Genomic DNA, 9,831 nt, shown 5'->3' on the forward strand with positions numbered 1-9,831 from the left:
TTGCTTTTTTATCTCTTTATATATAAGACCTAGTTTTGTTCCATACTGCGTATTTAGTCTATTTAATATCTCTTTAGCTACGACTAGCGGACTTCTTTTTATATCTTTGCTTCTATGCGTCTTTATATATCTAGTTTCCATTCTTTTCACCGATATAGCAGTATCTGTATAGATAAAATATAATAAGCTGCATTACGTCCTTGATCTCATTGTCGTCTATGATTGATGTGTGTTCTTGTATAATTTGATTAAAAATATCGGGATTTAATTTATTAGAATTCCTATCTTTAAAAGACAAAATACTTATTTTGATACTTTTGGCTGAGCGCTCTATATGCTTCGTTACATTATTGTCTTTAAAAAAATCGTCTAAAATCGCAAGTTTAGCTTCTTCCTCTTTTATAAACTCCGTATAAAATTGCTCAAGCCCGTTTATTTTGTTTTTAGTATCTATCTTGATAAAATCATCGTCATATTCTATTGCTTGGCAATCGCTTTCAAACTTGTTTAATAGCTCTATAATTTCCTTTGCATTGGTCACACAAATGCTCGATAATCTCCCTATGTCAATATTTATCTTTTCAACAATATTATTTATGGTTTGATTACCGTTTACTACGATATTGCTATTGGGATTATTCGAAATATTATTATCTAGCATCGTTATTTATATTCTGATCGCCGTTAATTACGATATTGCTATTGCTATTATTTGAAATATTATTGTTGCTAATATTTATTTTAGTTTTCTTTTTATAAACTTTATATCCAACAGCGCCTATAACCGTAACAACAAAACCGACGATAGAGATAATATCCATAATTGAAAAATTCATAAAAAACCTTAAACATTTACGCTTATTATATATAATTTCCTCTGAAATCAACGTAAAAAATAAGAATTTTTGTATTTATAGGCTTTTTGGGTTTATTTAAATATGACCTTAATATCTTTTACTATCTCTTTACCTATATTTTGCGCTAGCTCCTCGCTTGCGCGTTTTAAGCCGCCGTTTTTGTAGATATTACAAGCGTTTAGCAGATATGGATTTGCTTTTTGATCTGGGTGATTTACCTTTTTAATGGGTTGCACGCCCCAGTATAAAGCCTTTTTCTTTTTTGGTCTTATCATGTGTGCTCTCGTATCGCCGTGGACGCATTTGGCGTATTTTGCTTTTGGAGTATTGCCTTACCTTTATCTCGCTTGCGGTTGCTTCAAATACCATTATGTCTCTTTTTAAGATTGCCCGTTTTTATGGGTGCGGTCTTGCATTGTAAGTCATCAAAATTCTGTCGTAAAACCCATCTGATCTTAAAACCCAAAACAAATCAAATGACAATGCCGAAGAAAACGGCATTATAGCCGTGCCATATTTTGAAGATACTTGCGCGAGCGCCATAGATGGAGCGATAAACTACCGACGAAGCGTCGACTGCGTTAGCTTTATGGAGAACTTCCTGCGAGGCTTTTTACGCATTGGTGGCGACCTATCCAAAAGTCCATATAATTAACGCCAAAGGCAACAGTATGGAGCTTACTATCGCTAATGACGAACTGCTTTTATAGGTACTGCAAACGTGGGTGACGTCACTAGTGGCAACGTATATGTTATAAACTACGAAGGCGATGTGTTCGTTAAAAGGATAGAGAAAAACCCGACAACAAGAGCTATAACGCTATTTTCGGATAACGAGAAATATGAACCAATCGTAATCGATGGCAAGAATTTAGAAAATTGTAGTATCACAGGGTGCGTCGTAGAGCATATCAGAAAAGGCGTGATTTAAAGGGATTTTGAAGTTTTTGAAGCAAATTGAAGTTTGGATTTCAAAATGCGAAAAAATGCCTAGATTTTTACATTTTAAGTTCTCATTTTTTACCTTACGTCCATATCTATACAAAAACATTCTTGGCGCTATTTGCTCTACATTTTACCCATTCTTACTTTTTTACCTTTTGCATAAGATTTATCAAAAAACATTGCAATGCCGATACTATAAACGAGCAAAATCTAAGAATATTTTTATCTTGTTCAGTATATACTTAGAGAAATATATACGAGAGGTTGTAATAATGCAGGCTAGATTAAAAGTATTCAAAAGTGGTAATTCTTTGGCACTAAGGCTTCCAAAAAGTCTAAATTTAGACAACGTCAAAGAGTTTATACTAAAGAGTTTTGATAATAACGAAGTGGTTTTAACCCCGGTTAAAGATGATGAATGGAGCGGGCTGTTTAAGACTTTAAATGAGTTAAAAGATGCTGGAGTTAAATTTGAAAGAGCCGAGCAAAGCTTGCCGCAAGAGCGAAATTTCGGATTTAAATAATGTTCTTGCTCGATACCAATATTTGTAGTTACTTGATTTCTAGCACCGAGCCTTACAGTCAAAATATACTAAGCCATTTAACTAGATATGGCAAAAAGGATATTTTGATTTCCAGTATAACGGTAGCCGAAATGTTTTACGGTATAGAAAATTCCACTCAAAAAGAGCTAAATTTAAGACTTGTGGGCGATTTTATCTCAAATTTCGGCGTTTTGGATTTTACGAGTAAATGCGCAGCAAGCTATGGCAAAATAAGGCTTGAGATGAAAAATAAAAGCATAAGGATAGGCGATATGGATATGCTGATTGCTGCCGTAGCGCTTAGTAATGATCTTGTTTTGGTTACGAATAACGAAAAAGATTTTAAAGATATAAGCGAGCTTAGGATGGAAAATTGGAGTGTTTGATATAATATACGGTAAATGTAAAGCCTTCTGTTGGTTATATCGGAGGTTAACTTGAAACCAGAACGTACAACCAAAATAAAGATGGTCGAACTTATGAAAACCAGTCGTGTCGCTCTTGATAGACTACTAAACCCAGACAACGACTCGCTAACGCTAAGCACGCTTGAAAGTACGGCAGCGTCAGGCAAAAGACTAAGTATCTCGATAGTCTGACGGTTGCCGATAAATATAAATGAAAAATCGTCTAAAATTTTAGACGAAATTTTAGATAAAATATCGCAGAGAGAAAGGAATTAATGGTGCTAGACTTGTTGCGTAGACGTGTTACATCTTTTTATCCGGAAAGAGTCAAAATTTATACTCTTAAAAATACTATAGAAATCCCATTTTTAGGTACTTGTAGTAATGAAAAATGTTTTTACACTCTAGGTGTCCCTATCTCCCGGCCACGAATATTATCACTTTTACCACACCGTTAATATTAAAATATCAAAAAATGTAAAAACATCCGACAATTTCATGAAAACTAACGTCATAAAATTCCAAGCGCGGGCTTTTTAAAAAGTCTGAACGCGCTTAAAATTTAAGATATTTTCACGATTACTCCGCGCTATAGCTTGAGAGCATATCAAAAGTAGGCGCGAAAAATAGAGCTCCGGTGATCGGCGTGCTAAAATCAAGCAATCTATCCGAGTTGCCGCGCGGCTCGCCGATAAACATCTTATTTAGCATCGCTTCAACCGTCGAAAACGTGCTAGCATACGCGATAAAGTACGTCCCCGTCACGCTTCCCTCGACAAAAGGCATATTTCCGCGAACGACTTTTTTATCGTCGCCTACGTTTGCCGCGGCGGAGTGCGAGTTGCTAGGCTTTTCATCTTCGCTCATCTCGATGTCGTCTGCTTTCGTGCGGCCGATGACCTTTTCTTGCTCGCTCACGCTAGTTGCATTCCACTCTCTCATTTTGTGTTTATATTTTTGTACAAACACATAGCTTCCACCCTTAAATTTCGCGTCCTCGTCGCCGACTTTGGCAAAATAATCCCTATCCTCGCCGTTTGGATTTTCAGTTCCATCCACAAATCCAATAATCGCTCTGCCGTCGTGGTATTTAAAACCCTGAGTTTCGTCTGCGAGCTTGGCAAATTTAAAAAGCTCGGCCTTTACATTTTGCGCCATATCAAAGCAGTCCGCAGCATCAAGCGCCCTAATATGCACGTGGATATCGCCCGCGGTGCTTACGGCTTCGTGCTTATCGCCTTTTATCGATTTAAAATTTACAAGCTCTTTTGGTAGCGGTTGCGGGAGTCCTAGTTTTAGCCACGCGTCGTGTCCGACGGCGATTACGCAGTTTACGTTCGCCTCCGCGCCAAACCTTACTTTTGCCGTTTTATTTAAATTTACCACCAAAGCGCAAAGCCTCTCAAAGCCTTTTTTACAGGCGTTTTCGTCGCCGTTTAGTAGCCAAGTTTGAAAGACGGTGTTATTGCCCGGCGCCTGCGTTACTTCTTGCGAATTTATTTGCATTTTATCTCCTTAAAATTTTAGCACGATTATACCTAAATTTTAGGGCGGCGGCGGACGGGCGCCGTATTTTTAAGCGCATTATTATCTAAATAGAGTAAAATCAACTCGCCTTTATTCTCGCATTAACCCAAAATTTCCGCAAATTTAATTCAAAAGAGTAAAAATGTTAAAAATTAAACGCATAAACGAAAGCGATTTCGAGCGGATTTTCGTATTCGGCGACCTTCACGGCTGCCTTGGACTATTTGACGCGATGCTTGAAAAGATAAATTTAACTAAAAACGACCTAATAGTAATCCTAGGCGATAGCTGCGACAGGGGCGAGGATAGCATCGGGCTATATCTGCGCTACGCCGAGCTCATCGCGCAAGGACGGCAAATTTTACACGTTAGAGGCAATCACGAAGATATGCTTTATAAAGCTATTTTTGAGGATGACGCGCAGAGTTACTACACGTGGATAAATAACGGCGGCGAAGAGACGATAAAAAGCGCAAAGGCTCACGGATTTACGGACATTCCGCCGGCGGTTAAAGAGTTTATAGAGCAGATGCCTCACATAATAAGCTCCGAGCAAAGCATATTCGTTCACGCCGCCTATAATCCTAAAATTTCGCTAGAACGCCAAGACGAGGACTTCGTGATGTGGCGAAGGACGCCGTTTTGGCAAGAAAACGACGCGGGCAAAAAGATATACTTCGGGCACACTCCAAATCGCGACAACGAAATCCATGATAAAGGAAACGGCGTGTTTGCGATGGACTGCGGCGCGGTGTTTTTCGGACGGCTGGTTATAATGGAAATAAAAAGCGGCGAAAAATTCGAGGTAGGTTTAAGGAGGCGAAAATGACTTATTTTACGTCGGATTTACATTTCGGACACGCAAATATCATGAAATTTCATCCAAATTTTAGGAAATTTCAAAACATAAACGATATGGATAATACGCTAATCCGCCTTTGGAATTCGCGCGTAAATCCCTGCGACGAGGTTTATAATCTAGGCGACGTCAGCTTTCACAAGGACTTTGAGCAGACGCTTAAAATTTTAAAACGCCTAAACGGCAAGCACGTATTGATTTTAGGTAATCACGACCAAGAAATCCGCAAGCGCGCGGACGAGCTTTTAGAGATACGCAAAAACGATAACAACGCGCTGTTTGAAGAGATTTGCGACTACAAGGAGCTGGCGCTAAAACACGGCGGTGAGAGTTTTAGGCTCGCGCTTTTTCACTATCCCGTCTGCGAGTGGAACGGCGGCCATCACGGCGCTATCCATCTCTACGGACATATCCACGCAAACGTAGCGAAGATAAAGGGCAAGGCGCTAAACGTCGGCTACGACCTGCACGGCAAAATTTTAGAATTCGGCGAAATTTTGGACTTCGTAAAGGATTTGCCGCCCTACTCGCACGGAGGCAATCAATTCGGCGAAAACGAGGACGAGCAGACCAGAGCGAATAAGATTAGGGGAATTTTGGCGCTAATTAATAAAACGCTCTAAATTTTAAAAATTCGCCCTAAATTTTAGCTTGTAAGCTAAAATTTATTTTTGCGAGATTTTTGCGGCGGAGCGGGAGCGTATAATTTCGTCAAATTTTAAAAGGAGACGACATGAAAACACTACTGTCCAAAACCGCCAAAATCTTATCCGCCGCCGCGCTGCTAGGCGCATTGAGCGCAAACGCGTTTACCGAGGGCGAGGACTACGTAAAACTAGAAAAACCCCTTCCCGTAGAAACGGGCACTCTCGTAAAGATATTTAGCTACGCATGCCCGTTTTGCTACAAATACGACAAAAGCGTAACTCCCGCGGTCGTTAAAAAGGTCGCCGGACTAAAATACGAGCCGTTCCACCTAAAAACGAAAGGCGACTACGGCGAGCAAGCAAGCAAACTTTTCGCCGTGCTGATAGTAAAAGACCGCGCGGCAGGCACGGATTTGTTTAGCGAAAATTCGCTCTTTAAAAAAGCGAAATTCGCCTATTATAAAGCCTATCACGATAAAAAAGAACGCTGGGGCGACGGTAAAGATCCCGAAGCGTTTTTAAAAACCGGGCTTGACGCGGCGGGTATTAGCAAGGCCGACTTTGAAGCCGCCTTAAACGATCCTCAGGTAGCGCGGCTGCTTGCAAACTGGGACGCTAGCTACGACGTGGCTAAAATTCAAGGCGTACCCGCGTTCGTCGTAAACGGCAAATACCTAATCTATACCGCCAAAATCACCTCCATCGACGCCATGGCGCAACTCATCGAAGAGCTACTTAAAAAATAAGGCCGCGCCGTGAAATGGATAGAAAAAATAGCTAAGTGGCAAGACGGGCGCTGCCCGTGGCTGCTTATGGCGTTTATTAGCGCGGGACTCGTAGTCTTGGCGCACTCGCTATTTCAAAAATACGTCTATATGCCTCCGTGCGAGCAGTGCGTCTATATACGCTTCGCGTTTTTGTGTATGACCGCCGGCGGGCTAGTCGCTGCGATCGCGCCTAAAAACGCGGTTTTAAAGCTTGCGGGATACGCGCTGGCCTTTTGGGGCGCCGCGCAGGGCATAACATATAGCGTAAAGCTGGCTAAAATCCATGCCGCCGTGCACGGAGACGATCCTTTCGGCGTGCAGGGCTGCTCGACGGAGCCGCACTATCCGTTCGGCCTGCCGCTTGAAAAATGGGCACCCGATTGGTTCATGCCTTTGGGAGACTGCGGTTACGATAATCCCATGGTGCCGGACGGCGCCGTTTTAAGCTCTTTACAACAGTATCTCGTAGATCTTTACGCGGACGGGTGGTTTTTGATCCCTTCAAGCAAGTTTATGTCGATGGCCGATTGCACGCTGCTGGGATTTGGGGTGTGCGCTGTGGTGTTGTTAGCGATGGCAGCCAGCTGGCTAGTCGCAAAATTTAAATAGCGCATTGCAGGGCTTCGCTATGCTTTGTTGGATTTTTCTTCGCTTCACTGCGGCGGGCGCTCGGCCCGCCTCATTCGCAAAGTAAAATCCGCCGCGCCTAGCTGTGCCCGTAATTCCGCTCGTCGTTTTACGTTTAAATTTTGCGAATTCGGCGAATTTTGAACGTAAAATTTAAGCGGCAAAGGCGAGCTAAAATCCGAAATTTTAAAATTCTATGCGATAATTCCCCTAAATTTTAAAGGCAAAGCGTGTCGAAATTAATAGATTTTAGCAAAAGCGTAACGTTTAAATTTTACCTCGTCATCATCGCCGCAAGCCTCATGGTGACGCTGCTGGGAGTTAATATTTTCACCGACGCCAAAGCTCAAATAACGCGGCTTTCAAACGCCGGTAAAATCGCCGCGACGCAAAATATTTTAAAAATTTTCAGCTCCTGGTTAGACGAGCGGACGCGCTCGCTGCAAAATCTCTCCGATATTTTACAAATCGCGGACGCGACGGACGACGAAGTTAAGCTCGGGCAAATTTTGACGGAATTTCGTAGAAATTCCGACGCCTACGACGCGGTGCAATTTTTAAAAGAAAACGGCGAAATTTTCGTAAACGGTAAGAAAATCGCGCGCAGCAACGCGGAAAATTTCGACCGCAAAGAACTCATCTGGTACGTCGAAACCAAAAACGAGCTAAAACCGACCATAAACTACATGCCTCGCCACGTGATTTTAGGCGAACCCACGATAAACGTCTGCGTACCTAGCTTTACCGCGCAAAAGTTTGCGGGAGCGCTTTGCGGCGTGGTTAGGCTCTCTAAAATTTTTCAAAACATCAGAAATTTCGACCTTCCCGAGGGCGGATACGCGTTTATAGTCACGCACGGCGGCGAGATTTTAACGCCGCTTAGCGAGCCGCTAAAAATGAAAATTCAAAGCAAATTCCAAGAGCTGCTTTTGCAAGCCGACGATATTAAGGGGTTTAAAATCGGCGGGGATTTCGTATCTATCGCGCAGATACCGACGCTAAATTGGTTCGTGGGCGCGGGCGCGGACGACAGCAACGAGCAAGAGGGGCTTTTGCGGATATTTCGGTTTAACGGCGCGCTGCTGTTGTTTTCATTCGCCGCTCTCGTAATAATCGCGAATTTCTTGCATAATTTAATGTACCGTCGCGCGAAGGCCAAAAGCGACGAATACGAAATTTTGCTCGCTCACCGCGCAAAAATGAGCGAAGCCGGCGAGCTAATCGGTGGCATATCTCATCAGTTTATCCAGCCCGTAAATTCGCTAAATTTGATGATCTCTACGCTAAGAGCGCTACAAGAAGAGGGAAATTTGAGCAAGGAAGACTTGCGCGAAATTTTAAAAAGCGGAGAAAATTCGGTCAAGCTTTTAAGCGATACGATCGAAATTTTTAGAAATTTTTATAAAGCCGGCGAAGACGCGCGGGAATTTAGCGTAAAGCAAAGCCTACACAACCTGCTAACGCTCATGCACACCGAGCTCGCGCGCGCGAACGTAAGCGTGATAGTCGGCGATTTCACCGACGGGCTCGCGCGTCAAAAGGAAAATATCGTGCAGCAAATTTTGCTAATTTTGCTGCATAACGCAAAAGACGCGCTGATAGAAAAATTTAGCGACGCGAAAGAGCGCAAAATTTACGTTAACGTGAAATTCGAGGGCAAATTTTGCTTTATTAGCGTGCAAGATAACGGCGGCGGCGTAGATAAAGCGACGCAGAAGAAAATTTTCGCGCAGCCTAAGACTACGAAAAAAAGCGGCAACGGCATCGGGCTATATTTCGGCAAGAAACTAGCCAAAGAGAAGCTAGGAGGGGATTTAAGGCTGGTAAAAGCGAGCGGACCGACGACGTTTGAACTAAGCTTTACTTACGAGTAAAAGCGCGGCGCCGGACGGCGATAAACTTAATCTAAAAGGACGAAAATGATAAACGAAACGCTAAAATTTTTAAAAAATATCTCGGTGCTAATCGTAGAAGACGACGAGGCGGCTAGGACGCTTATTAAAAGCGGGCTAAAACCTTACTGCAAAGGCGTGCAGACCGCGAGCGACGGCTACGAAGGGGTGGAGAAATTTAGCAAATTCGGCGCGGACGTGATACTTACCGACATTCATATGCCCGCGATGAACGGTTTTTCTATGATGCAAGAGATCGCGCGACTAAAACCTCATCAAAAATTCATCGTTTTTACCTCCTACGACACCGATACGAACCTACTAAAAAGCGTCGAGGCGGGCGCGGCGCTATTTTTAAAAAAGCCTATCGACATAGAAAATCTTCGAACCGCCATCATCACTATCGCCGCGAAAACGGATGAAAAACTCGTCAAAATCACGGATGAAATCAACATAAATCTACAAAAAGAAAAAATTTACAAAAACGGCGAAGAAATCTACCTCACGTTCCTGCAAAACAAGCTATTTTGGCTCTTTGCCTACAACCTAAATAGACTCGTAACCTACGGACAAATCCAAGGATTCGTCTACGACAACGAGCCTATCAGCCAAGGCGCGATACAAAACGTCGTACTGCGCGTAAAAAAGGAGCTCGGGGTAAAGATAAAAAACGTCTCCGAGACGGGATATATGCTTTGTAATTAGCTCCTTTACCTTTTTATCGCGTAACGTCTAGCACTCGCTTTTAAAAGATCTTA

13 protein-coding genes are annotated in these 9,831 nt (G+C 42.6%); 9 read left to right on the forward strand and 4 right to left on the reverse strand.

The annotated features are described in order from the left end of the window. Positions 1 to 130 precede the first annotated feature (130 nt). From QZ147_RS06475 to QZ147_RS06485, 3 genes are all read right to left on the reverse strand, one after another. Positions 131 to 661 (reverse strand): hypothetical protein, encoded by a 531-nt coding sequence (locus tag QZ147_RS06475; RefSeq protein ID WP_295148387.1) that lies wholly within the window; start codon positions 659 to 661, stop codon positions 131 to 133. After that, the gene (locus QZ147_RS06480) at positions 651 to 836 is read right to left on the reverse strand and encodes a hypothetical protein (RefSeq protein ID WP_059431900.1); all 186 of its coding nucleotides are present in this window, start codon (positions 834 to 836) and stop codon (positions 651 to 653) included. Before QZ147_RS06480 ends, QZ147_RS06475 begins: the two co-directional genes overlap by 11 nt. Before the next feature lie 92 nt (positions 837 to 928). Further along, positions 929 to 1,132: a hypothetical protein gene (locus tag QZ147_RS06485; protein WP_295148394.1), complete on the reverse strand. Its 204-nt coding sequence runs from the start codon at positions 1,130 to 1,132 to the stop codon at positions 929 to 931. A gap of 446 nt (positions 1,133 to 1,578) precedes the next feature. On the opposite strand from QZ147_RS06485, the gene QZ147_RS06490 reads away from it, so the two are divergent. The 3 genes from QZ147_RS06490 (at position 1,579) to QZ147_RS06500 (ending at position 2,733) form a co-directional block, all read left to right on the forward strand. Then, the gene (locus tag QZ147_RS06490; RefSeq protein ID WP_295148397.1) at positions 1,579 to 1,788 is read left to right on the forward strand and encodes a S24 family peptidase; all 210 of its coding nucleotides are present in this window, start codon (positions 1,579 to 1,581) and stop codon (positions 1,786 to 1,788) included. Positions 1,789 to 2,113: 325 nt separating this feature from the next. Next, positions 2,114 to 2,326 carry a hypothetical protein gene (locus tag QZ147_RS06495; protein WP_295148399.1) on the forward strand — a complete coding sequence of 71 codons (213 nt, stop codon included), beginning with the start codon at positions 2,114 to 2,116 and terminating at the stop codon, positions 2,324 to 2,326. Then, positions 2,326 to 2,733 carry a type II toxin-antitoxin system VapC family toxin gene (locus QZ147_RS06500; protein WP_295148402.1) on the forward strand — a complete coding sequence of 136 codons (408 nt, stop codon included), beginning with the start codon at positions 2,326 to 2,328 and terminating at the stop codon, positions 2,731 to 2,733. The genes QZ147_RS06495 and QZ147_RS06500 overlap by 1 nt, the downstream gene beginning before the upstream one ends. A gap of 600 nt (positions 2,734 to 3,333) precedes the next feature. Here the strand turns inward: QZ147_RS06500 and QZ147_RS06505 are convergent. Continuing rightward, positions 3,334 to 4,260, reverse strand: coding sequence for a Dyp-type peroxidase (locus QZ147_RS06505; protein ID WP_295148405.1), 927 nt, complete (start codon positions 4,258 to 4,260; stop codon positions 3,334 to 3,336). A 163-nt stretch (positions 4,261 to 4,423) separates the two neighbouring features. Between QZ147_RS06505 and QZ147_RS06510 the strand changes: the two genes are divergently transcribed. The 6 genes from QZ147_RS06510 (at position 4,424) to QZ147_RS06535 (ending at position 9,778) form a co-directional block, all read left to right on the forward strand. Further along, positions 4,424 to 5,110, forward strand: coding sequence for a metallophosphoesterase (locus QZ147_RS06510; RefSeq protein WP_295148408.1), 687 nt, complete (start codon positions 4,424 to 4,426; stop codon positions 5,108 to 5,110). Then, positions 5,107 to 5,763 (forward strand): metallophosphoesterase family protein, encoded by a 657-nt coding sequence (locus QZ147_RS06515; protein ID WP_295148409.1) that lies wholly within the window; start codon positions 5,107 to 5,109, stop codon positions 5,761 to 5,763. Before QZ147_RS06510 ends, QZ147_RS06515 begins: the two co-directional genes overlap by 4 nt. 110 nt (positions 5,764 to 5,873) lie before the next feature. Further along, positions 5,874 to 6,533 (forward strand): thiol:disulfide interchange protein DsbA/DsbL, encoded by a 660-nt coding sequence (locus QZ147_RS06520; protein WP_295148411.1) that lies wholly within the window; start codon positions 5,874 to 5,876, stop codon positions 6,531 to 6,533. A 9-nt stretch (positions 6,534 to 6,542) separates the two neighbouring features. Then, entirely contained in the window at positions 6,543 to 7,163 is a 621-nt protein-coding gene (dsbI, locus tag QZ147_RS06525) for a protein-disulfide oxidoreductase DsbI (protein WP_295148413.1), read from the forward strand. Between the two features lie 248 nt (positions 7,164 to 7,411). Further along, a complete protein-coding gene (locus QZ147_RS06530) occupies positions 7,412 to 9,055 on the forward strand; it encodes a sensor histidine kinase (RefSeq protein WP_366508785.1) in 1,644 nt (547 codons plus the stop codon). Positions 9,056 to 9,103: 48 nt separating this feature from the next. Beyond that, complete coding sequence (locus QZ147_RS06535; RefSeq protein WP_295148419.1) at positions 9,104 to 9,778, forward strand: response regulator transcription factor; 675 nt, start codon at positions 9,104 to 9,106, stop codon at positions 9,776 to 9,778. Positions 9,779 to 9,831: the final 53 nt, after the last annotated feature.

Origin of the sequence: uncultured Campylobacter sp., assembly GCF_905371695.1 — a bacterium.
GTDB lineage: Bacteria > Campylobacterota > Campylobacteria > Campylobacterales > Campylobacteraceae > Campylobacter_A.

What these genes read in the sequence shown, in the direction of transcription:
- QZ147_RS06475 (WP_295148387.1), bottom strand. Translation starts at nt 661, where the DNA reads ATGCTAGATAATAATATTTCGAATAATCCCAATAGCAATATCGTAGTA.
- QZ147_RS06480 (WP_059431900.1), bottom strand. Translation starts at nt 836, where the DNA reads ATGAATTTTTCAATTATGGATATTATCTCTATCGTCGGTTTTGTTGTT.
- QZ147_RS06485 (WP_295148394.1), bottom strand. Translation starts at nt 1,132, where the DNA reads ATGATAAGACCAAAAAAGAAAAAGGCTTTATACTGGGGCGTGCAACCC.
- QZ147_RS06500 (WP_295148402.1), top strand. Translation starts at nt 2,326, where the DNA reads ATGTTCTTGCTCGATACCAATATTTGTAGTTACTTGATTTCTAGCACC.
- QZ147_RS06505 (WP_295148405.1), bottom strand. Translation starts at nt 4,260, where the DNA reads ATGCAAATAAATTCGCAAGAAGTAACGCAGGCGCCGGGCAATAACACC.
- QZ147_RS06510 (WP_295148408.1), top strand. Translation starts at nt 4,424, where the DNA reads ATGTTAAAAATTAAACGCATAAACGAAAGCGATTTCGAGCGGATTTTC.
- QZ147_RS06515 (WP_295148409.1), top strand. Translation starts at nt 5,107, where the DNA reads ATGACTTATTTTACGTCGGATTTACATTTCGGACACGCAAATATCATG.
- QZ147_RS06520 (WP_295148411.1), top strand. Translation starts at nt 5,874, where the DNA reads ATGAAAACACTACTGTCCAAAACCGCCAAAATCTTATCCGCCGCCGCG.